This window comes from Dellaglioa sp. CoH-55-MRSF-6 (assembly GCF_056782215.1).
Genome location: NZ_JBXAYJ010000003.1, coordinates 54,732 through 76,604, shown reverse-complemented (window position 1 = coordinate 76,604; position 21,873 = coordinate 54,732). Strand labels below are relative to the sequence as shown.

Here is a 21,873-nt window from a genome sequence, read left to right as displayed (position 1 = left end):
AAATGAGACAGGAGAACATAATGACAAAAAATTTAAATTGGGGAATTATTGGACTTGGTAACATCGCTCACAGCTTTACAACTTACTTTGATCAACCATTTGGTGAAATCTATGCCGCTGGCTCAAGAAACTTAGAAAAAGCGCAAACTTTTGCTAACGAATTTAATATTCCACATGCCTATGGTAACTATGAAGACTTATTAGCTGATGATGAAATTGACATCGTTTACATTGCGACACCTCACAACTACCATATCGACACAATCTTGGCTGCACTTAAAGCTGGCAAGCACGTCTTAAGTGAAAAAGCAATCACCATGACTAGTGATGAACTTAAACAAGCAACTGATTTAGCTGAAGAAAAAGGCTTGATTTTACAAGAAGCAATGACTATTTATCATATGCCACTTTATAAAAAAATTATTGAAGTAGCTGAAGAAAAAAAATTAGGCAAACTAAAAATGGTCCAAGCCTCATTTGGTAGTTTTAAAGATCCTGATCCAACAAATCGTTTCTTCAATCCTGATTTAGCTGGTGGCGCATTATTAGATATCGGTGTTTATGCATTAGCCTTTGTCCGTCAATTCATGACAGCCACACCAGAAATCACAGGTTCAGCAATGAATTTATTCGAATCAGGTGTTGACGAATCTGAAACGATTAGTTTACAAAATGCCAATAATGAACTCGCAACTGTTGCCTTAACATTCAGAGCTAAAATGCCTAAAATGGGTATTATTGCTTATGAAGGTGGTTACTTTACTGTTTACGATTATCCTCGAGCTAATAAAGCTGCTCTTGTATTATCTGATGGAACAGCTACAGAAATCACTGCCGGCCATACAAAACAAGCCATGAATTATGAAATTAAAGATGTTCAAGATATGGTTTTGGGTAATTTAAATCCTAAACCATTCTTAGAAAAAACAACAGATGTTATGTCAATAATGACACAAGCTCGTGAACAATGGGGCTTTAAATATCCTTTTGAAAAATAAGCTTCATCTGAAAAGTTATCACTAGAAATTGTTGATAACTTTTTTTAATTCCATGCTACACTAAAAGAAAAAGAGTTGGAGTTAATTTTATGAAACGAAAGAAACGTTATATTCAGAATCGAACACGTAATTATCTAATTGGACTTGCTGTCATTTTAGTTGTCTCCCTTTTCAGCGGAAAATTACCTAGTACTGTAAAAGATTTGCTACAAACAAATGGCAATTCAACTTCAGTCAATGTTAAAAATGGGACAGGAACAGCAAATACTAGTTCTATTAATAGTAGCAAGGCCATTAATGGAATTGTGGATAATGGTGCGCCAACCTTTTCAAAAAGTGATCTTGCAGATAATGCCAATGGTTGGATAAAATACGGCGCTCTTGACTCTCTTGGCCGTGCTACTCAGGCCAATGCTCTTTTAGTTAAAGCTTTAGAATCTAGAGGGTCATCAGCAGATTCTTCAATTCGACCAACTGGTTTTGTGTCAGGGCTGTCACCTTATTTTCATTCCCGTGGACATTTAATCGGTCGACAACTTGGTGGTAGTGGTGATAAAAAAGAAAATTTAGCAACATTATATCAAAACCCTGTTAACACACCCTACATGACCAAGTATGAAAACGCAGTTCGTGCAGCAGTTGATAAAGGAGATCATGTCCGTTATCAGGTAACACCAATTTTTTCTGGTAAGTCACTTTTCCCTAAAGCAATTCAAATGCAAGGTAAAAGTACAACTTCTTGGGGCAATATTAAATTTAATGTTACTATTTTGAATAAACGTTAATTCAAAGGAGTGTGTTATTCATGTTCACAGAATTAAAAAGTCAACTGATAGATTCAGCACCACAAACGCTACAACAATTATTACTTAATTCAAATATCCGTCAGACAAATGATGGCTATTTACAATTTCCTGGCAGCTCACTTCAAACACAATTTTTAGAAACAATGAACTTCTTGAAAACACCTGATACTATCTCTTTGAACTGGGATGACGTTTGTATCTTAGGTCAGACAATTGATGGTGATTATCTAGCAGGTGATCACTATTCAACAACCTTTTTTATTCCTAGTAGTCTGCTAGCAGATGATACTGAAATTCATCATATGCCTATAATCGACGCATTAATTGCACTAGAAAATGGAACATTAGATTCTAAAATTATTTCTAAATTCAACTAAAAAAAGTTATTAACAGCGAAATATCATTCGTTGTTAATAACTTTTTTATTTTTACCTATTAGCATCGTGTATTTTGTTCTCTAACTTTTCCGAACTATTTTTTGTAAAGGTCTTGCTATCAATGGCGCAACAATCCCTGCTAAAATCATCTCTGGAATACCGTTTGTGACAACTAGTCCCATAATATATGGTAATAATTGTGCCATATCAACTTTATAAAAATTAGCTGCTTGCCCATGATATAAAAGATAGATAAGGCCTAAAACTAAAACCGTATTAACCAATGAACCAAAAACAGAGGCAATAATCATGGCTAACGTTTTGTTTTTCCACCATTTATATAAAAAGTAAAAAATGACTGCTGTCACAATTCCAATTAAAATTCTTGGCACAATTGCTATAAGTGGATTTGTAAAAACAATGGGTGCAAGTGGACTAGTTGGCGACACAAACGCCCTGATAAATGTGATTAATCCCCAGACACCACCGATAAATGCACCATCTTTCCAGCCAAACACTAAAGCAGCAACAATCACCGTGATATGAATGGTTGTGATGCTTAAGGGGCCAACAGGGATGTAACCAAATAATGGCACAAAATTTTGAACAATAATGATTGAAATAAATAACGCCAAAATACTCATATGATATGTTTTATTATTAGTTTTCATCTACTTACTCCTACAAATTTAATCATTTCACTTCCGTTCCCTTATTATAACCGATTTAACGATTGTTACCATTTAATATGCAAAAAAATAGAACGTCACTAATTATAGAGGTAATCAGTGACGTTCTATTTTAAATAAATTTTATATTACATGAATGAGATAAGGGTCGTTAAAACAGGAACAACAATGATGAACAAGATTGTACTTGTTGTAACAATGTTTGTTGCGTATTTAACGTCTCCATGTGCTTCATTAGCTAAGATTGGTAATACGGCTAACATTGGTGTAGCTGATTGAACAATCAAAGTTTTTTGTAATAATGGTGCTAAATCTGCACCAGTTAAATGTGTACCTAAAAGAATAACAGCGATTAAAATGATTGGTGATAAAATAAAACGTCCAAGTAATGCAACGACTGTATCACGATCAAATCTGATACTCTTCAAACCGGCTTTAGCTAACACAATACCAATATAGATTAATGATAATGGTGTAACTAATCCACCAACATAACCTAATGTTTGGCTAATAAAATCAGGAACTGGAATTGCAAGAACCAAGAAGATTAATGCAACGATGAACCCAACAAGTGGCATTGGGATTACTTTAGCCCAGTTAATTTTCTTTTTCGTTTTATCTGATTTGTCTTTTGTTGGATCATCATTTGAAATTAAGAAAACACCAAATGCCCATGTTGAAACTGTATTAATAATATAGTAAACAAGGAAATATGAGATACTCTTATCGCCAAACAACGCAATATTTAAAGGTAAACCAATGAAAATTGTATTTGCATTAACAACGGCATTCATGAAGATACCACGACGACCAGGTTTGATGTTCAAGATATGAACAAGTGCCCATGCAATTAAGTAACCGATAATAACAGCAATTGCTGGGTAGAGTAAACTACCTGACAATGCAGCTAATTGATCACGTTTTAAATATTTTAAAACAGAAACGAAAATTGAAGCTGGTAAAGCAATTTTTGTAATTAATGATGAGATATTGCCACCAAATGAATCAGCGAACCAACCTTTAACTTGTAAAATGTATCCAAGTACCATCATCAAAACAACAACTAGAACACTTTGAATTGATTGGAAAAATACCATAATTAATTGTCCTTCTCTCTACGCTTTTTTTAGTATTTAGGTGTCCATTTCATATCTGAGACAGCCTTTTTAACATCTGTAATTGCTTCTTTGTTTAATTTTTGGTCAACAACACTTTGGGCAACTACTTCAGCAATTGTTTGTGAGAATTCTGCTAAATGTGTTACTGGTGGTAATACGGCAGCACCAACGGCTGTAGTATCAACGATTCCACCTAAAGCATGACTAGCTTGTGATAAGATTTCGCCATTAACTCTTGAAGATGTTGAAGCGATAATCCCAAATCCAAGACCTGGGTACATAAGTGCGTTGTTTGCTTGACCAATTTGGTAAGTAACACCTTTGTAATCAACATTATCAGCTGGAATACCAGTAGCAACTAAAGCTTTACCATCAGTCCATGCAATCAAATCTTCAGCCTTAGCTTCTGCTAATTTTGTAGGGTTTGATAATGGGAAGATGATTGGACGTTCAACATGTGAAGCCATGTCTTGAACAATTTCTTTTGTAAATGTACCAGGTTGTGTAGATGTACCAATCATAACAGTTGGTTGAACAGCTTTAACAACAGCTTCTAAAGAAGTTAATTCATCAGCATTAGCAAATTCTGAACGTTTATGCGTAAATTCTTTTTGGCCAGGTGTTAAGTCTTCTGTATCATCAAATAACAATCCTTGTTTATCAACTAAGAAGAAACGTTTGCGAGCATCTTCTTCTGAAACACCAGCGCGTTTCATTTCGTCCATAATTTGGTTAGCAATTCCGACACCAGCAGTACCAGCACCATAAGTAATAACTGTTTGGTCAACAATTGAACCTTTAGTGATACTTAGAGCACCTAAGATACCAGCTAAAACAACAATCCCTGTACCTTGGATATCATCATTAAATGTTGTGATTTCGTTTTGATATTTTTCAAGAATATTAGCAGCATTTGAACGGCCAAAATCTTCCCAATGTAATAACAATTCTGGGAACAAGTTCTTTGTACTTTGGACAAAGCCATCAACGAAGTCATAGTATTTGTCACCAGTTACACGTTCATGTTTGTTACCAAGGTATAATGGATCATTCAATAATGTTTCATTATTTGTTCCAGCATCAATAGAAACTGGTAAAACTTGTGAAGGATCAATTCCAGCAGCAGCTGTATAAACCATTAATTTACCAATTGCGATATCAACACCGTTGACACCCCAATCGCCCATACCTAAAATACCTTCAGCATCTGTCACAACGACTAAACGAATGTCACGTCCTGCAGCAGCATTTTTTAATGTTGCTTCGATATCTTCTGGATGATCAATTGATAAGAATGCAGCGTTTTGTGGATTTACATAAATTTCGTTGTATTCTTCGATTGAATCAGCAACAACTGGATCATAAACAACTGGCATAAATTCAGCCACATGTTGTCCCATTAAGTAGAAAAATAGTGTACGGTTTTCATTGAATAATTCCATTAAGAAATGGCGTTTTTCAAGACCAGTTTCTTTACTTAAATATTGTGCGTAGTTTTGTGTTGCTTGTTCTTCAATTGTTTGAACTTTAGCTGGTAACATACCAATAAGTCCTAATTCACGACGTTCTTCCATTGTAAATGCTGTACCTTTATTTACAAATGGGTTATTTAACATATCTTGTGCTTTTGTCATCATTAATTCCTCCATTATTTTTTTATATTTTATTTTCTCTTTAACTTACAAGAGCAAGAATACACCCCTTTAAAAATTATAGTCAAACATGTGTTATACTATAAATATTATTTATATGAGGATTATAAACGTTGATTTAGAGGAGATTATAATGAACATTCGAGATTTAGAATATTATCAACAAATAATTAATTTGAGAAATTTTTCAAAAGTTGCTCATTTTTTTTCAGTTAGTCAACCAACAATCACAACTGCAATGAAACGCTTAGAAACTGAATTAGACACAAATCTGATTATTCGTGATCAATCACATCATCAAGTTTCTTTTACACCAAGTGGTGAACAATTCGCTGAACATGTTAATATTATTCTCAAAGAATTAACAATTGCTAACCAAGAAATTAACCAACTTAAAAATGAGCACGTTCGATTTGGATTACCACCTATTATAGGAACGTACTATTTTCCGCAAATTGTCAGCAATTTATTTAATTCAGGTCTGATTAATCATCTAGATACAGTTGAGAACGGTTCCCAAGCCCTACTTCTTCAGTTAATAAACGGATCATTAGATATGGCTTTATTAGGTTCCGTTAAACCAATAGAAGATGACCGCTTAATTGCCAGAAATTTTGCATCTAAACACTTCAAGATTATCGTTAGCAAACATCATCCACTTGCTTCAAGAGAATCCGTTAAATTTTCTGAACTTCGAAATGAAAAATTTATTATGCAAAATGAGGGTTTTGTTCATCCAATCGCTTTTAAAGAGTTAACAACAAAAAATCATTTCAAACCAAAGATTATCTATACAACAAGTGACAGTCAGATTATTAAAAAAATGGTTACCGAAAATGTTGGTATTGGTTTTTTAACAGAACTAGCATTGGATGCTGCAGATGATTTAGTCTCACTCCCCTTATCGGAATTAGATCAACCTAAATTTTTAATGTCACTCGTTTATCGTACAAGTCATATTTTAACGCCTACACAAGCAAAATTAATTGACGTTTTAATTGATCCTTCTATCTAATAAGAGAATAACTTATACCTTAAATATAAAGGTATAAGTTATTCTTTTTATTATTTATAGCACCGCTTGACTAAATATCATTGACTAAAGAAACGTATGTTCGTATAATTGGATATATGTTAAGGAGGTTTCCTCGAATGTACAATTATAGTAACGAACCTAGAAAAGTCATCTTTATGATTGATTCAAAATCTTTCTATGCTTCTGTCGAATCAGTTGCACGCGGTCTTAATCCATTACGCTCTATTCTCGTTGTTATGTCTACAGCAAAGAATACAGGTAGCGGGTTAGTACTAGCTGCTAGCCCTATGGCTAAGAAAATATTTGGTATCACAAACGTATCACGAGCTACTGATGTTCCAATTCATGATAAACGTTTAGTTGTTGCCCAACCCAGAATGAATCTTTACATAGAAGAGAACTTAAAAATCAATAAGCTATTTCAACAATTTGCCTCAAATGACGATATTCACCCATACTCTATCGATGAGTCAATTATTGATATGACGACTAGTTGGAAACTTTTCGGAAATAGTCCCTATGAAGTTGCTCGTAAAATTCAACTTGCGGTCAAAGGGGAAACAGGAATTTATACAACCGTTGGTATTGGTGATAATCCACTTCTTGCTAAATTAGCTCTGGATATTGAAGCAAAACATAACCATAGTTTAATTGCTGAATGGCATTATGAAGACGTCCCCGATAAGTTATGGCCAATAACACAACTTGACGATATCTGGTCAATTGGATCTAAAACTGCCGAAAAATTACAAAAAAATCATATCAATTCAATGAACGATTTAGCTCACTTCAACCCATATGAATTAAAAAACAAATTTGGCGTAATTGGTAGCCAATTATTTGCGTTTTCTTGGGGAATTGATCGTTCAATCATTCATGATAAATATACCCCCAAGGAAAAATCCTATGGTAATAGCCAAGTCTTACCAAAAGACTATGTTATCCAATCTGAAATTGAAGTCGTTATTCGTGAAATTGCAGAACAAGTAGCAGCACGATTACGTTCTCATCACAAAGTGGCTACTGTCATTAATTTAGGCATTGGATTTTCTTTAGCCGAAACGACAGATTCTGGAAAAAGATATTCAGGCTTTGGTAGTTCATTAAAAATTGATTCAACAAATAGTAATGCCCAAATCACAAAATATGCCATCGACCTATTTCGAAAAAAATGGCGTCATGAAGCTCTAAGACATATTAGTATTTCGTGTGGCAAATTAGTTGACGATAATAGTCAACAATTAGACATGTTTGACACTAATAATACGGAACAAAAGAATCACAACTTGGACAATACCATTGACATCATACGAAAAAAATATGGTTTTAAATCGATCGTAAAACTTTCCAGTAAGTCTGAAGGTGCAACAGCTATTTATCGCGCTGGGTTAGTCGGTGGCCATGCTGGGGGTAATACCTATGAGTAAAACAACTGATGTTGATGCAAATTTGATAAATCAATTTTTAAAATATGATTATCACGATCGCGGTATGATGAAATGGCAAGGATTCTATTTAAGCGACCATACATCGGCTCGAACAAAAAAATTAAACGAAGAGACACGAAAACAGAAATTAACACATGACATTAAGATGAATGATACTAAAATTGCAGAAGTAATCAATTTGGCAATCATTAAATCCACCCCTGTCACTGTTGATCTCACTAATAAAAATTTGGATGATACACTTTTAGAACCTATACAGGGACTCATTAATGGCTGGTATGAAGATAATATAATTATCAATCATATCACCGTTAAAATTAATGATATTCATGCAATATCATTAAGCCAAATGACTAATGGAGAAGGTAGAAGAAGTATATAAGTAGATAACTTCTACTTACTATACTTCTTCTACCTTTTTTGTTTGATTAATTATAAAAAAACCTCCAGTATTGGATTGGTCCAATACTGGAGGTTCACTTTACTATTTTTTTTATTAAGCTTCTGGTAAATCTAATGTTTCGATTTTTGAATCTAACACTGGAGCATCGTCAGCTTTTTTAACTTTTTTAGTTGTTTTCTTTGGTGCTGCTGATTCTTCCTTAACTTCTTTAGCAGGTTCTTCATCGGGTGCAAATAATTTTGCACGAACTTCTTGGTCCATATCATGTAACATATCAGGTTTTTGTTCCAAAATATTAACGACATTTGGTTTACCTTGACCTAAACGTTCGCCATGGTATGAGAACCATGACCCAGCTTTTTCAGCAATACCATTTTCAACAGCAAGATCTAAGATATCAGCAGTAGCTGAGATACCTGACCCGTACATCATATTTAATTCAGCAATCTTAAATGGTGGTGCTACCTTGTTTTTAACAACTTTAATAGTTGTTTCATTACCAATGACATCCGTACCATCTTTAATTTGTCCACGGCGACGAACATCTAAGCGAATTGTTGCGTAGAATTTTAAGGCACGGCCACCTGGTGTTGTTTCAGGGCTACCGAACATGACACCAACTTTTTCACGTAATTGATTAATAAAAATAACAGTTGTTCTTGTTTTGTTGATTGAACCAGCCAATTTACGGAGAGCTTGTGACATCATACGAGCTTGTAACCCAACATGAGCGTCACCCATTTCGCCTTCAATTTCTGCACGAGGAACTAAAGCTGCAACTGAATCGATAACGACAAGATCAACGGCACCACTGGATACCAAAGCATCTGCAATTTCTAATCCTTGTTCACCAGTATCTGGCTGTGATAATAGTAATCCATCAATATCAACACCTAATGCTGTTGCATATGCGGGATCCATGGCATTTTCAGCATCGATATAAGCAACTGTACCACCATTTTTTTGGACTTCTGCTGTTGCATGAAGTGCAATTGTTGTTTTACCAGAACTTTCTGGTCCGTATATTTCAACAATACGGCCTTTAGGAAAACCACCAACTCCCAATGCGTAATCCAATGATAAAATCCCAGTTGAAGTAACATCAATCTTCGTGTCAGCTTTGTCCCCCATCTTCATGATGGCACCTTGTCCGAATTCTTTTGTAATTGCTGATAACGCTTTTTCTAGTGCTGCTTCGCGTTCTTTACCGTCTTTTCTTTTGCCGTCTCCGGTTGCAATACTTCTGTTAGCCATAGTTAGTAACCATCCTCTCAATAGTAGAACATCTGTTCGTTTCCATTTACTTATCATACCTCATTAAAATTTATATCGCAAGCGTTAAATCATCTTTACCGAAAATAAAAAGAACGATGCAATTATCGTTCTTACTAGGTATCGATGTATTCAATTATACTGCATGCTCATTAATTAAGTACGCCATTTTCTTAAATAATTTCTATTTATTTAACTTATTCCATCGATTCAATCTGACTAATTGTCTCTTTTAAAACGCGTCTGAACGTTGCAAGATCCTGCCCTGTAACTTGCGTTTCCAATTTACTTTCCAATTGATTCCAAAAGTCACTATTAAAAGTTGTTAGACCTTTATACTTATCCGTAACAGATAAGTGAACAACTCGTTTATCTGTTATATCAGCCTTTTTTTCCACTAATCCTAATGTGATTAATTTTTTCAAATGGTAATTCGTATTTGGCGTTGATTGATTCAACAATTTTGAAACGCGTCCAATTGTTGGACTGTTCAACTGTTCGATCGCATTTAGATAATAAGTATCAATTGTCCCCAATTGTTTAATGTTCATTAGTCCATCTTGTTTCCCATACAAGCTCAACAACTGATTTAATTTGTTGAAAGTCCCACTTAACTCAATCATTTTGACCCTCCTAGTTATAGATCGCCTTAGTTCCCACCCAAAATAAAGCAAAAAATTATTGATTTCTAATACATAAATGTTTATTTGACTTATTATAATGTAAAAAGAGGCGTATACACAAGTAATACGTCCCCGATTTTAATAAAAATATGTTATCACTGAAAACGTTTAACTACCTGTAACTGTTGAACCTTGCCAGCTAAGCATTCCGCCATATACATCAACAACATCATAACCTTTTTCAAATAGGATATCTGCAGCTTGTGCACTACGACGTCCTGATCGACAAATAATATATGCTTTACCTGTTAATTCATAATCGTCAACTTCATCTAACGGAATATTAATTGACCCAGGAATATGGCCTTCAGCAAACTCGTCATCTTCTCGAACATCAATAATCTGTGGCTTTTGTGCTAATAATAGGTCAAGTTCCGTAGTCGTAATTGTTGGAATATCATCTTCAAAGTTCATTTAGTTACCCTCTTTTATTTAGTTATGGTTTTTATTAGTCTGTATCAATTTATTATCTATATTATCATATGTTTTTATTTCATATTTTTCAAATATTTAGATTTTAATATTGATAGATTTAGAAGGCTCTAAGGTAAGACTTACGTCTCTTTTTAATTGGGAACAGCGTAGGTTATAACATAATACTAAAAATGGGTACTAAAAAGCCACTCCATAATAACGGAGTGGCCTCTTTATATTTAATTATTACTATCATGTATCACATGTTGATAAGAAACTAAGTTCTTCTTTAATTTTCCAAAAATTTTAACCAATGAATCATGAGCACTTTCCGTTGAACGATCTTCGGCTAAGTACTGCCACGTTGAAATAATCAATAACAGTGACACAAAAATTAATGGGAACCCAGCTAATAAACAGATAGCTTGGATTGTTTTAAAACCACCAACGAAGACGATACCAAATGAGAATAACATGAAAATTCCCATCCAAACCAAGCGGTTAAACAAACTTGGTTGCTCTGTCGGTTTGAGTTTTGTACTAGTAAACGACGACACGATAAATGCAGATGATGAAATCGTCGTTGCTAAGAAGATAAAACATGAAATCGCATAGATAACTAACATTACGTATTTAAATGGCAATGTTGAAATAACTTGTGCAATTGCTGCAGCTTGACCATATACATTCAGTGTATGAATTAAATCAGCAGCTCCACTTTGTTGTAAATAGAGTGAATAACCACCTAAGATTGCGTAGAAACTCATACATCCTAAAGCACCATACGCAAGCATCCCTAATATCACCTGACGAATCGTTCGTCCACGCGAAATTCTAGCAATGAATAAGCCCATGAATGGCATGAAAGTTAACCACCAACCCCAATAGAAAATAGTTTCCGATTTAACAGGGTCAATCGCATGACCTAATCCTGAAGCTGTCCCTGTACTCATTGCTACAAACTGAGTAACCATCAGTACAAGACTGTTACCTTCTGACTTCAAAATATAAACCGTTGGTCCAACTAACAGAACAATTAACAAAAAGCCAATGGCTGTCCAAATATGAGCTGAACTCAATCGATCAATCCCACCCTTAATTCCTTTAAACATGGTTAACGTGAAAATGCTGAACAGGACAACAAATAATGCTAATTTTAAAAGTATTGTATCTTGGACTCCCGTTAATGTTGCGATAATTTTTGATAATACAGGTATTTCCATCCCAACTGATGAACCAACACCGCCCATAATACCGAAAACGACAAGAAAATCAATTATTTTTCGTAAGATTTTTTTATAAGGCTGATCCCCTTTTAACATAGGAATCACATCACTAACACACATAACTTTCGCTTTTTTAACGTACATAACGTATGAAATAATTACAGCTGAAGATGCAAACATCATCCACGCCATTGGACCCCAATCAAATTGACCTAACATGTGAGCATTTTGATAATTAGCAGGAGACATCGCTTTAGCACCAAACAAAGGTTGTTGCACGTAGCGAAGTGGATCAACCATGCTAAGCATTAAAATACTGGCATCAATGGCCGTCGCAAATACCATACTACCCCATTTAAAATCACTGTATGCCGGCTTTTCGCCTTTATTACCCAATGTAATTTTGCCATAATGGCTTAATGCAATATATAAAAAGAAAACAAAATTGAGAATATAGATACCAAGGTAAGCCCAACTCAAGTGGGCCGTAATAGCATCCATTATTGAACCTAATTCTGCCTTCAAACCAGACCCACCGAGTAATAATCCAACTGATACTAAAATAAATAATGCCACAGTCGGTAAAAACATTTTTTTGTCGATATTCTGTTTTTCTAAAATAAAAATTTCCTCCTAAATTTTAGAGCACGATCTTTAATTCATCGCCGTACTCACTCCGATAATTCTGCTTTTAATTGCACAAAAAAAGCACACTGATACAGTTTCTCCACTAGGGATATCTGCACAGCGTGCTTGTTAGCTTTGCTATCTTATACAAATACTCATAACGTAAATTATAATATTCTATCGAATCACTTACCTGGACTCACGTCACCGTTATCATCTAGATAACGAATAATTCGTGCCGGGTTACCCGCAATTACGAGATCATCACCAAACGATTTTGTGACCACAGATCCAGCGCCGACAACGACTCGATTACCAATCGTAACTCCTGGTAAAATCGTGACGTGTCCACCCATCCAGACACTATCACCAACCGTAATTGGTTTACCCATTTCAACATCCGCATCACGTAATTTTGCAGATAAGGGGTGTACTGGCGTGTAAAATCCAACGTCTGGTCCAATGTAACAATGATCACCAATTGTGATTGGACAAGTGTCCAACATCGTTAAATGGTAGTTCGCATAAAAGTGATTTCCGATATGAATATTAAATCCATAATCAAATTCGATTCCCGTTTCGGCCCAAAAGTCTTCACCGGAATCAGCCAATAATGCTTTAATATTTGTATTTTGTTGCTTATTATCGTCAAGCTGGTTAATTGTCCGCAGTTTTCTCCGAATCAGTTCTCGTCGTTCAACTAGTTCAGGATCCAACTGCTCATACGGTTCACCATCTGACATCTTTTCTCTCTCAGTTTTTATCATGTTATAAGAATACCACTTATGTCATGATTTGTTAAATAGAAATTTATTTTCTATAAACACAGTAAAATAAAGCTATTTTATTAACATTAATTGAATTGGATTAATTTTAATTAGAGTAAATTTTAACCCTATTATTACAGAAAAATCTTCTAATAACAATTCACAGCATATTCGCTGTTCATCAATCATTAGAAGATTTATTTAACTTATTTTATCAACAAATAGTTGTGTTATTTGTTTAGGTCTTGTAATAACGCCACCGACAACTGCCGAAAATGCGCCAATATCAAATGCTCTCTTAACTTCTTCTGGAGTCGTTGTATGACCCTCCATAATAACAGGGATTTTAAGATTTTTAATTAACTTTTCTAGTAAATCAAAATCTGGGCTATCCCTTTCGTCCGTATATTCTGTATATCCTGACATCGTTGTAGAAACCATATCAAATCCATTTTTTTCAGCCATAACGCCTTCTTCATAATTAGAAATATCTGCCATGGCTAATCTATTTCCTTCATGAATTTTATTGACTAAATCAGTTACCTTTTCATTATGAGGCCGTTGTCTAACCGTTGCATCTAATGCAATAATCTCAGCGTCAGTTTCCAGTAATTCATCTACTTCTTTCATCGTTGCTGTAATATAGACTTCTGAATCTGCATAATCTCGTTTGATTATGCCAATCAACGGTAATTTTACTTGTTTTTTAATTTCTACAATATCAGAAACTGAATTTGCTCGTATCCCCACAGCACCACCCATCTCAGCTGCAAGGGCCATTCTCCCCATGATAAATGAACTAAATAATGGTTCACCTTCTAGTGCCTGACAAGAAACAACTAACCCATTCTTTATTTCATCTAAATTCATCATATTATCTCCCTTTATATATCACTAGCATTTGTCTCAATAACTTGTTTATACCAATCAAAACTATCTTTCTTGTAACGTTTCAATGAGCCATTTCCATCGTCATCTTGATCAACATAAATGAACCCATAACGTTTACTCATTTCTGAAGTTGATGCGCTAATTAAATCAATGCAGCCCCACATTGTGTACCCCATTAAATCAACACCATCCATAACAGCTTCTTTCATTTGAATGATATGTTCTTCAAGATACTTAATGCGATAGTCATCATGAACTTTGCCATCATCGCCTAACTTATCTAGGGCCCCAATTCCATTTTCAACAATAAATAGTGGCACACGGTAACGATCCCACATTGCATTCAATGTGATTCTTAATCCAATGGGATCAATTTGCCAACCCCAGTCACTTGTTTCTAAGTAAGGATTTTTTTCACCATTAATCATATTTCCTAACGATGTATCACCCGTTTTGCCAGCTGAAGTGACCGTTGACATATAATAACTAAAACTAAGGAACGCAACTTTGCCCATTTTAAGAATAGCTTCATCCCCTGGCTCCATCACAATATGAACATCATTTTCTTTGAAATAGCGGTTCATGTATTCAGGGTATTCGCCGCGGACTTGAACATCGGTGAAGAACAAGTTTAAATTATCATTTTCTTGAGCGGCACGAACATCTGCTGGATTAGGCGTTGATGGATAAGTTTGCATTCTAGCAAGCATACAACCTACCACAAAATCAGGATTAATTTTCCGTGCTTGTTCAACTACCAAAGCACTTGCGATAAATTGGTGATGAACAGCTTGATACCGAATTTGTAATTGTTCTCTCTGTGTTAATTCACTGTCAACAGCACCCGTTTCCATGAAACCAAATGAGCTAACATTAATTTCGTTAAACGTTAACCAATATTTAACCTTATCTTTAAAACGGTTAAGTACAACGTCCGTGTAATGTGTAAAACTAGCAATTGTGTCACGGCTTACCCACCCATTTTGTTTAACTGTCAAATCAAGTGGCATTTCATAATGCGATAATGTGACAACAGGTTCAATATCATACTTAGCTAACTCATCAAAAACGCGGTCATAAAATGCTAACCCAGCTTCATTGGGTTCCGTTTCATTACCATTTGGAAAAATTCGTGCCCATGCCATAGACATCCGGTATGTTTTAAAACCCATTTCTGCAAATAATTTAATATCTTCTTTATAATTATGATAGAAATCAATCCCACGACGTTTTGGATAATGGTCAGTGGTTTTATCGTCCATCGCTTCTTCAATGACTTTCATTGTGACAGAACCAAGATTCATTTCTGTTCTTTTTTCAGATTTACGAATAACTTCAGCAGTAGTCATCCCTTTGCCATCTAAATCCCAGCCACCTTCAACTTGGTTTGCAGCTGTTGCGCCACCCCATAAGAAACCTTTTTTAAACCCTTTTGGATAATCTGTTTTATACATATTAATACACTCCTTCAAAGTTTTTTGTTTAACTTATGTATCTGTGAACTATTTCAAATAGAGGTTTTACTAGTTTTTTTCAAAAAAATTACCTATTGATAACTAAACAAATAGTTATCAATAGGTAATGCCTGATCGAATCAGTTACAGCCCTTATTTGACAAATTAAGTATATCAAATATAGTAAGCGCTGTCAAAGTTAGTTTAAAGGCTTACTCACCTTGCCTTATTTTTTCAATAACCTGAATAATATTAAACGTATCCTGTAGGCTATGTCGCTCACAAGTCTTTGCACCAATTTCAACTAGATTAATAAAAGCTTGAATTTCAAGCGTCATATCATCTCCAACGATACTATAGTCCCGATTAATTTTTTGTCCATCATTTAATTCAATCGTATATTTTTCAATTCGATTATACATTGGAATAACGATACGACCTTGTTGCCCAACAATAATCGCAACTCGCGGTTTAGCTTCATTTATTGCGCCTTCAATGAGTGCCTGAGCGCCTTTTTCAAAATGTATCGTTGCTGAAAATTTTTCATCAATCCCATTATGCATGTCTAATTTTGATTCAATATGCGAAATATCTGAACCTAAAATTTCTAACACAAAACCAATTGGATAAGTACCGATATCGTTCAAAGCACCACCCTGTCCTTTTTGAAGTAAATATGAAGTTGCTTTTTGAGATGGAATGGCATTAGAACAAAAGTTAGCTGACATGGTTTGGATGGGTCCGATTGAAGCTAAATCTTGTTTTAAATGATCCATACCGATGTTAAATTTTGTTTTAAACGCTTCAACAAATAAGGTTTGATTTTCACTTGAAGCTAATTCAATTTCTTTCATATCTGTCGTTGTTAGTACAGCCGGTTTTTCACAAAATACCGGAATATTTAGCTTCAACGCCTTTAGTGACCACTCTTTATGCAACATATGTGGCAATGCGATATAAACGCCATCAATCGAATCATCGCCTAAAAGAGCTTGATATGAATCATAAATGGTTATATCTGGATTATTCGCTTTAAACACATCGTCATTAAATAATGACTTTGATCCAATTGCTGTAACTTGTCCATTTTTTGTATATCGAATACTTTCATAAAATCGCTTTGCAATATTACCGTAACCAATAATTCCAAAATTCATTGTTCTTATCTCCATTTCTATTTAACCGTTTTCATTAATTATAGCCGACTCATACAGTATGCACCAAATTAAATTTCAAACTCAAAAAGGTCACCCCATTTCCGGGGTGACCTTCTCGTGATTCAATCTTATTTTTTAACCTACAAGTTCAATTTTGTTTCCTTCAGGGTCCAAAATGACTGCTTCATAATAGCCATCCCCTGTTGTCCGAGGGCCACTAACAACTTCTATTCCAGATTTTTTAAAATCAATCACCATTTGATCAACGGTCACATGATTCTCAACAGAAAAGGCTAAATGTGCATAACCAAATCCATCAGGATAGCGATCTGTAATATCCGTTCTCGTCATAATTTCTAATCTTGCTTGACCATCTGGAAAGCTCAAAAAGTATGACGAAAATCCTTTAGTCCCATTGTCATAACGCACACCAAAAGTTGCCTTAAAATTAGTCACATAAAAATCACGCATTGCTTCAAGATTTTCTACCCATAAACCAACGTGTTCGATTTTCATTTGCTTAAACCTCCGTTGTTTCAATCGGAAAAACTAATTCAAATTCCTCACAAACCACTGGCATTGTCTCATCAAATGTCTTATTAACACTTTCTAATTCTTCTTCAAAAAAAGATTGATGAACACTTCGCCAATAAGCTAAATTTCTATCGCCTTCGCCTTCAAGAAAAGCATGCTCTTCTGTAACTTCGTTAAATGGTGTCACATAAACTTTTATTGTTTTCGTAATCGCCATTGGATTATCTTTATAATCAACAATGACATTGTAATCGCCAACTTTTGGTAAAGGTTCTTCATCAAAATATAAATTATAAGCTGACGATGTCCCTGTTTTAAGACCATCTAAAACTAATTTACCTAATTCTAACGTTTCTTTCTTAGTGACGCCAAATGACCATGCATCATAATTATCATGTTCAATTTTATTTGCCTTTTTAAATGCTTGCCAATACTCATAAATTGTCATATGAACTCTCCTTCAAGAATTTAATCTTCTGCGTTTAATATATCTAAGAACAACTCACCATATTTTTCCAATTTACTTTCACCAACACCTTTAACATCCAACATATCAGTTAACGTTTCCGGCATAACCTCACACATTGAATATAACGTTTTATCAGAGAAGATAACAAATGGCGGTACACCTTGTTCCTCTGCTAATTCGCGACGTAATTGTCTTAATTCTTCAAATAGTTCATTATCTTCAGGTAATGCTTGTTTAACTTTTACAGCCATTTTACGTGTAACTTTAGTTTCACCTTTTAAGACGCCAACTCCTTCTGCAGCAAGTTGCAGAACCGGATATTGGCCGCTTGAAGCCTGTAAAAAACCTGACGCAACTAAATAATCAATCAATCCAGAAACTTCCTTCTGCGATTGATCTTTCATCAGTCCATACGTAGGTAATTCATCAAATCTAAACTGCATCACCTTTTGGACTTTTGAACCTGTTAAAACTTGTGCGACTAACCCTTTACCAAAATGTTCACCCATCCGTTTTACACATGATAAAACCTTTTGGGCATCAATCGAAATATCTTGTGCATCTCGTGTATCCAAGCAATTGCCGCAACGGCCACATTCTGGTGCTTCATCGCCAAAATAATTCACAATTGTCTGTTGTAAACACTGTTGCGTGTTTGCGTATTGCGTCATTTCTTGTAATTTTAAATACTCATGTTTTTTATTAACATCATCCATTTCAGATTGGTCAATGAAAAAATGTTGAATCTGAACATCTTTTAAATTAAAAAGTAAAATTGCTTCACTTGGCAAGCCATCTCGTCCAGCACGTCCGGCTTCTTGATAATAAGCTTCTAAACTACCAGGTATCTGATCATGGATTACAAATCGAACATTACTTTTATCAATTCCCATCCCAAATGCATTCGTCGCAATCATTACCTGAACACGATCGTACAAGAAGTCTTCCTGATTCTGACGACGTTCATCTTCTTGCAACCCGCCGTGATACATCGCCACTTTAATCTTAGCTTTTTTTATTAATTTCGTTAACCGTTCGACTTCTTTACGCGTACTTGCATAAATAATACCAGATTGTTGTTTCTGTCCCTTTAAATACTCGAGTAAGAAACGATCACTATTTTGATCTTTAACGACTTGGAAGGCTAAATTTTCACGTGAAAACCCAGTTTTAACTTCATGTATAATCGATAATCGTTGCATAATATCCGCAGCTACTTGAGTTGTCGCTGTCGCTGTTAATGCAATAATCGTCGGATTCGAATTCAAACGTTGAATCGTTTCCGTTAAGCGTAAATAACTAGGACGGAAATCGTGCCCCCATTGTGAGATACAGTGCGCTTCATCAATAGCGACAAGATCAATTCTTAATTCCGCTAAATCTGCCATAAAACCATCAGAATCTAATCGTTCTGGTGACACATAAAGTAACTTAACTTCACCACGAGCAGCTTGATTAAAGCGTTCACGAACCTCCGTGTAATCTAGCGTACTATTGATAAAGGTTGCTGGAATGCCATTTTCATTTAAAGCATCAACTTGATCCTTCATTAAAGAAATTAAAGGAGATATCACTAACGTTAGTCCATCTAATATAAGTGCTGGAATTTGGTAACATAGCGATTTTCCGCCGCCTGTAGGCATAATAGCTAAAACATCTTCACCCGTTAGAATACGATCAATAACTTCTTTTTGACCTTGGCGAAAATTGTCGTACCCAAATTTTTCTTTTAAAACTGATTGTGGATTCATATAATCCTTTCTCTTTGCTCATTTTCTCAGATAATTCTATGTCTTTAAATTATAGCATAGGTTAAGACGCCACAGATGTTTTAGAAAGTGTTTTAATGACCGCTTCAACATCACCCAAATCATTCATTAGTCCCGCGGGATTTTGTTGAGCTGCCCTAAGTTTAGTCATATAATCAACGACAATTGTCGAATCACTAACACTACTTGTGTCTTCAATTCGATAATAAAGATAGTGAATTGAATTAACTTTAGGTTCAAGGATAACGCTTAGATACCAAGTGTTATCTCCAATTTCAATAGTTGCCGTTTCCTTAAAATGACCATATTCTTCTTGTAATTTGCCTTGAATTTGTCCAATCTCAATTGGAACCGTGGCAGGCATTGGTCCTCCAGAATACGCATCTGACGTATTTAATTGTACCTTAGTGCCACGTACTTTCGAATTTTTAAGATTAAATACAACTTTCATATTTGATGCATCTTTGGACCCTTTTTTAATGGTCCAATCAGCGGGTGTAGCATAATTTTTATGCGGTAATATAGCATCACCACCGACGACTATTTTTGCTTGGACTGGTAAGCCATTTGTTCCTGCGTTAATTTTGTATTTTTGGGTTAATTTTATATTTTCTGTCGGTTGAATTCGACTGATTTCTGCCCAACTAGCCGGTTGTGTATCTTTAACTTGAATTAATGTTTTAAATCCTAAGATACCTAAAAAAACTACCATCAAAAAACCGATTGATATTAACATATTTTTCTTCATGCCAAAAATCTCCTAACCTGTTACGCCTCTATTATTAAAGCTTTTTCTCGTAGTATATCGCTAATATTATTGAAATGATTATTATATTCGTATACAAAAAGAAAAGTAGTGCACCAATCCATAATAACGTACTTACTTTTAGAAATGCCCACAAAATGATAAACCCAAACGCTAGAATTAAAATCATGCTATTCATAATTTTTCCAATCATTGCGTTCACAGACTGATCAATTAACTTATTTCGTTCATCCACATTCTCCAGCTGTTCTTCTTTCAGTCCTTTTTTAGAAAAAGTTATATAAAATTGATAGGCCGCAATTCCAAATGATAAGACAACATTAATAAATGATCTAATCAATTTTGACCAATCAAAAGCATCTTTAAAATCTAAGTTCATTATCCAAATTGAGGCAATCCCCACAAACATAAAAAATAAACCTACAAAAAAATGTCGATAACTATAGATTTTCATTTTAATTCTCCTCCATCTCTAAATTTTCCTTTAGCTGAAATAACGCTTCAATCTGACAATCAAACAATAAACTCAAACGATAGGCCAACATTATAGATGGCTTATATTTACCTTTTTCAAGTGAGATAATTGTTCGACTAGAAACTTGAACTTTCTCAGCTAACTGTTCCTGTGTTAATTCAAGCTTAGTTCTGTATTCTTTAACTTTATTTTGCATAATGAACACCTTTCAATATGAAATATACTTCATGTGAAGTTAACTTCATAATATAATAATTATTTTCTTAAGTCAACTAGCTGATTATTTCTGGCACCAAGCATATCAATATAAATTTCTATTTATTTATACTATAATTAAATAAACATCGTCAGATTAACTAATTTAATAATCTAACGATGTCTTTTAACTAAATAAAACGTTTTAAAAAGGAGGATTAAGCATATGGTTCAATCATACAAAAATTTCTGGGAAAATATTTTTAATTTTTCTGACACATCGAATAGATCAGACTATTGGTGGCCTACGATTATTAATAGTATTCTAGGAGCAATTATTATTTATTTTTATACGTCACTCGTTGGCCATCCTATCGATTCGATTTATAATTTTAGTGAACTTACTTTTATGACAAGTCGAAATATTGTTATGTTTATCGTCTGGATTGCAAACTTTGCTGTTTCAGTTCGTCGTTTACATGATACTGATCGTTCTGGTTGGTGGATTTTAATCCAATTCGTTCCATTAGTCGGTAGTATTTGGTTCTTTATTTTAATGGTTTTACCCAGAAAATCAAATCGCTGGGGTTAAATTATATTGATACTCGATTATTAATAAGAGGTGCTGATAAAATTTATCAGCACCT

General features: G+C 34.6%; 24 protein-coding genes. 7 read left to right on the top strand and 17 right to left on the bottom strand.

All coding sequences use genetic code 11. The annotated features are described in order from the left end of the window. Positions 1-20 precede the first annotated feature (20 nt). The 3 genes from AC1RPK_RS04145 to AC1RPK_RS04135 all read left to right on the top strand — a co-directional run bounded on the left by AC1RPK_RS04145 (position 21) and on the right by AC1RPK_RS04135 (position 2,181). On the top strand, positions 21-998 hold the full coding sequence (locus tag AC1RPK_RS04145; RefSeq protein ID WP_481761577.1) for a Gfo/Idh/MocA family protein: 978 nt from the start codon (positions 21-23) through the stop codon (positions 996-998). An 89-nt stretch (positions 999-1,087) separates the two neighbouring features. Beyond that, a complete protein-coding gene (locus AC1RPK_RS04140) occupies positions 1,088-1,783 on the top strand; it encodes a DNA/RNA non-specific endonuclease (protein WP_481761578.1) in 696 nt (231 codons plus the stop codon). Between the two features lie 20 nt (positions 1,784-1,803). Beyond that, positions 1,804-2,181 (top strand): hypothetical protein, encoded by a 378-nt coding sequence (locus AC1RPK_RS04135; protein WP_481761579.1) that lies wholly within the window; start codon positions 1,804-1,806, stop codon positions 2,179-2,181. A gap of 80 nt (positions 2,182-2,261) precedes the next feature. Here AC1RPK_RS04135 and AC1RPK_RS04130 read toward each other — a convergent pair whose 3' ends face one another. From AC1RPK_RS04130 to AC1RPK_RS04120, 3 genes are all read right to left on the bottom strand, one after another. Then, positions 2,262-2,852 carry an ECF transporter S component gene (locus AC1RPK_RS04130; RefSeq protein ID WP_409022067.1) on the bottom strand — a complete coding sequence of 197 codons (591 nt, stop codon included), beginning with the start codon at positions 2,850-2,852 and terminating at the stop codon, positions 2,262-2,264. 146 nt (positions 2,853-2,998) lie between these two features. Further along, on the bottom strand, positions 2,999-3,967 hold the full coding sequence (locus AC1RPK_RS04125; protein WP_409022066.1) for an AEC family transporter: 969 nt from the start codon (positions 3,965-3,967) through the stop codon (positions 2,999-3,001). A gap of 29 nt (positions 3,968-3,996) precedes the next feature. Continuing rightward, the gene (locus tag AC1RPK_RS04120) at positions 3,997-5,637 is read right to left on the bottom strand and encodes a malolactic enzyme (RefSeq protein WP_481761580.1); all 1,641 of its coding nucleotides are present in this window, start codon (positions 5,635-5,637) and stop codon (positions 3,997-3,999) included. A 136-nt stretch (positions 5,638-5,773) separates the two neighbouring features. Here AC1RPK_RS04120 and AC1RPK_RS04115 point away from each other — a divergent pair, with 136 nt between their 5' ends. From AC1RPK_RS04115 to AC1RPK_RS04105, 3 genes are all read left to right on the top strand, one after another. Then, a complete protein-coding gene (locus AC1RPK_RS04115; protein ID WP_481761581.1) occupies positions 5,774-6,655 on the top strand; it encodes a LysR family transcriptional regulator in 882 nt (293 codons plus the stop codon). A 137-nt stretch (positions 6,656-6,792) separates the two neighbouring features. Then, positions 6,793-8,103, top strand: coding sequence for a Y-family DNA polymerase (locus tag AC1RPK_RS04110; RefSeq protein WP_481761582.1), 1,311 nt, complete (start codon positions 6,793-6,795; stop codon positions 8,101-8,103). Further along, positions 8,096-8,506, top strand: a complete 411-nt coding sequence (locus AC1RPK_RS04105; protein WP_481761583.1) for a hypothetical protein — start codon at positions 8,096-8,098, stop codon at positions 8,504-8,506. Before AC1RPK_RS04110 ends, AC1RPK_RS04105 begins: the two co-directional genes overlap by 8 nt. Positions 8,507-8,620: 114 nt before the next feature. Here AC1RPK_RS04105 and recA read toward each other — a convergent pair whose 3' ends face one another. The 14 genes from recA to AC1RPK_RS04035 form a co-directional block, all read right to left on the bottom strand. After that, positions 8,621-9,781, bottom strand: a complete 1,161-nt coding sequence (recA, locus tag AC1RPK_RS04100) for a recombinase RecA (protein ID WP_481761584.1) — start codon at positions 9,779-9,781, stop codon at positions 8,621-8,623. A gap of 215 nt (positions 9,782-9,996) precedes the next feature. Then, positions 9,997-10,422 carry a MarR family winged helix-turn-helix transcriptional regulator gene (locus tag AC1RPK_RS04095; RefSeq protein WP_409022061.1) on the bottom strand — a complete coding sequence of 142 codons (426 nt, stop codon included), beginning with the start codon at positions 10,420-10,422 and terminating at the stop codon, positions 9,997-9,999. A gap of 168 nt (positions 10,423-10,590) precedes the next feature. Further along, the gene (locus AC1RPK_RS04090; protein ID WP_481761585.1) at positions 10,591-10,896 is read right to left on the bottom strand and encodes a rhodanese-like domain-containing protein; all 306 of its coding nucleotides are present in this window, start codon (positions 10,894-10,896) and stop codon (positions 10,591-10,593) included. Positions 10,897-11,135: 239 nt separating this feature from the next. After that, positions 11,136-12,713 carry a BCCT family transporter gene (locus AC1RPK_RS04085; protein ID WP_481761586.1) on the bottom strand — a complete coding sequence of 526 codons (1,578 nt, stop codon included), beginning with the start codon at positions 12,711-12,713 and terminating at the stop codon, positions 11,136-11,138. A gap of 221 nt (positions 12,714-12,934) precedes the next feature. Continuing rightward, the gene (locus AC1RPK_RS04080; RefSeq protein ID WP_409022058.1) at positions 12,935-13,516 is read right to left on the bottom strand and encodes a sugar O-acetyltransferase; all 582 of its coding nucleotides are present in this window, start codon (positions 13,514-13,516) and stop codon (positions 12,935-12,937) included. A 201-nt stretch (positions 13,517-13,717) separates the two neighbouring features. After that, positions 13,718-14,389: an N-acetylmannosamine-6-phosphate 2-epimerase gene (locus tag AC1RPK_RS04075; RefSeq protein WP_481761587.1), complete on the bottom strand. Its 672-nt coding sequence runs from the start codon at positions 14,387-14,389 to the stop codon at positions 13,718-13,720. Positions 14,390-14,400: 11 nt separating this feature from the next. Further along, positions 14,401-15,861, bottom strand: coding sequence for a glycoside hydrolase family 1 protein (locus tag AC1RPK_RS04070; protein WP_481761588.1), 1,461 nt, complete (start codon positions 15,859-15,861; stop codon positions 14,401-14,403). A gap of 212 nt (positions 15,862-16,073) precedes the next feature. Then, positions 16,074-17,018 (bottom strand): Gfo/Idh/MocA family protein, encoded by a 945-nt coding sequence (locus tag AC1RPK_RS04065; RefSeq protein WP_481761589.1) that lies wholly within the window; start codon positions 17,016-17,018, stop codon positions 16,074-16,076. Between the two features lie 135 nt (positions 17,019-17,153). After that, a complete protein-coding gene (locus AC1RPK_RS04060) occupies positions 17,154-17,534 on the bottom strand; it encodes a VOC family protein (RefSeq protein WP_481761590.1) in 381 nt (126 codons plus the stop codon). Positions 17,535-17,538: 4 nt separating this feature from the next. Beyond that, positions 17,539-18,000: an ASCH domain-containing protein gene (locus tag AC1RPK_RS04055; RefSeq protein WP_481761591.1), complete on the bottom strand. Its 462-nt coding sequence runs from the start codon at positions 17,998-18,000 to the stop codon at positions 17,539-17,541. 20 nt (positions 18,001-18,020) lie between these two features. Beyond that, positions 18,021-19,772: a DNA helicase RecQ gene (gene recQ, locus AC1RPK_RS04050; RefSeq protein WP_481761592.1), complete on the bottom strand. Its 1,752-nt coding sequence runs from the start codon at positions 19,770-19,772 to the stop codon at positions 18,021-18,023. 61 nt (positions 19,773-19,833) lie between these two features. After that, complete coding sequence (locus AC1RPK_RS04045) at positions 19,834-20,538, bottom strand: hypothetical protein (protein ID WP_481761593.1); 705 nt, start codon at positions 20,536-20,538, stop codon at positions 19,834-19,836. Positions 20,539-20,572: 34 nt separating this feature from the next. Continuing rightward, positions 20,573-21,010, bottom strand: coding sequence for a hypothetical protein (locus AC1RPK_RS04040; RefSeq protein ID WP_481761594.1), 438 nt, complete (start codon positions 21,008-21,010; stop codon positions 20,573-20,575). Between the two features lies 1 nt (position 21,011). After that, positions 21,012-21,227 (bottom strand): helix-turn-helix transcriptional regulator, encoded by a 216-nt coding sequence (locus AC1RPK_RS04035; RefSeq protein WP_481761595.1) that lies wholly within the window; start codon positions 21,225-21,227, stop codon positions 21,012-21,014. A 225-nt stretch (positions 21,228-21,452) separates the two neighbouring features. Here AC1RPK_RS04035 and AC1RPK_RS04030 point away from each other — a divergent pair, with 225 nt between their 5' ends. Beyond that, positions 21,453-21,818 (top strand): DUF805 domain-containing protein, encoded by a 366-nt coding sequence (locus AC1RPK_RS04030; protein WP_481761596.1) that lies wholly within the window; start codon positions 21,453-21,455, stop codon positions 21,816-21,818. Positions 21,819-21,873 lie beyond the last annotated feature (55 nt).

Coding starts and splice junctions, on each gene's coding strand:
- AC1RPK_RS04030 (WP_481761596.1), top strand. CDS start 21,453: ATGGTTCAATCATACAAAAATTTCTGGGAAAATATTTTTAATTTTTCT.
- AC1RPK_RS04120 (WP_481761580.1), bottom strand. CDS start 5,637: ATGGAGGAATTAATGATGACAAAAGCACAAGATATGTTAAATAACCCA.
- AC1RPK_RS04035 (WP_481761595.1), bottom strand. CDS start 21,227: ATGCAAAATAAAGTTAAAGAATACAGAACTAAGCTTGAATTAACACAG.
- AC1RPK_RS04115 (WP_481761581.1), top strand. CDS start 5,774: ATGAACATTCGAGATTTAGAATATTATCAACAAATAATTAATTTGAGA.
- AC1RPK_RS04110 (WP_481761582.1), top strand. CDS start 6,793: ATGTACAATTATAGTAACGAACCTAGAAAAGTCATCTTTATGATTGAT.
- AC1RPK_RS04130 (WP_409022067.1), bottom strand. CDS start 2,852: ATGAAAACTAATAATAAAACATATCATATGAGTATTTTGGCGTTATTT.
- AC1RPK_RS04090 (WP_481761585.1), bottom strand. CDS start 10,896: ATGAACTTTGAAGATGATATTCCAACAATTACGACTACGGAACTTGAC.
- AC1RPK_RS04140 (WP_481761578.1), top strand. CDS start 1,088: ATGAAACGAAAGAAACGTTATATTCAGAATCGAACACGTAATTATCTA.
- AC1RPK_RS04075 (WP_481761587.1), bottom strand. CDS start 14,389: ATGATGAATTTAGATGAAATAAAGAATGGGTTAGTTGTTTCTTGTCAG.
- AC1RPK_RS04080 (WP_409022058.1), bottom strand. CDS start 13,516: ATGATAAAAACTGAGAGAGAAAAGATGTCAGATGGTGAACCGTATGAG.
- AC1RPK_RS04060 (WP_481761590.1), bottom strand. CDS start 17,534: ATGAAAATCGAACACGTTGGTTTATGGGTAGAAAATCTTGAAGCAATG.
- AC1RPK_RS04095 (WP_409022061.1), bottom strand. CDS start 10,422: ATGATTGAGTTAAGTGGGACTTTCAACAAATTAAATCAGTTGTTGAGC.
- AC1RPK_RS04040 (WP_481761594.1), bottom strand. CDS start 21,010: ATGAAAATCTATAGTTATCGACATTTTTTTGTAGGTTTATTTTTTATG.
- AC1RPK_RS04085 (WP_481761586.1), bottom strand. CDS start 12,713: ATGTTTTTACCGACTGTGGCATTATTTATTTTAGTATCAGTTGGATTA.
- AC1RPK_RS04055 (WP_481761591.1), bottom strand. CDS start 18,000: ATGACAATTTATGAGTATTGGCAAGCATTTAAAAAGGCAAATAAAATT.
- AC1RPK_RS04045 (WP_481761593.1), bottom strand. CDS start 20,538: ATGAAGAAAAATATGTTAATATCAATCGGTTTTTTGATGGTAGTTTTT.
- AC1RPK_RS04135 (WP_481761579.1), top strand. CDS start 1,804: ATGTTCACAGAATTAAAAAGTCAACTGATAGATTCAGCACCACAAACG.
- AC1RPK_RS04145 (WP_481761577.1), top strand. CDS start 21: ATGACAAAAAATTTAAATTGGGGAATTATTGGACTTGGTAACATCGCT.
- AC1RPK_RS04125 (WP_409022066.1), bottom strand. CDS start 3,967: ATGGTATTTTTCCAATCAATTCAAAGTGTTCTAGTTGTTGTTTTGATG.
- recA (WP_481761584.1), bottom strand. CDS start 9,781: ATGGCTAACAGAAGTATTGCAACCGGAGACGGCAAAAGAAAAGACGGT.
- AC1RPK_RS04065 (WP_481761589.1), bottom strand. CDS start 17,018: ATGAATTTTGGAATTATTGGTTACGGTAATATTGCAAAGCGATTTTAT.
- AC1RPK_RS04070 (WP_481761588.1), bottom strand. CDS start 15,861: ATGTATAAAACAGATTATCCAAAAGGGTTTAAAAAAGGTTTCTTATGG.
- AC1RPK_RS04105 (WP_481761583.1), top strand. CDS start 8,096: ATGAGTAAAACAACTGATGTTGATGCAAATTTGATAAATCAATTTTTA.
- recQ (WP_481761592.1), bottom strand. CDS start 19,772: ATGAATCCACAATCAGTTTTAAAAGAAAAATTTGGGTACGACAATTTT.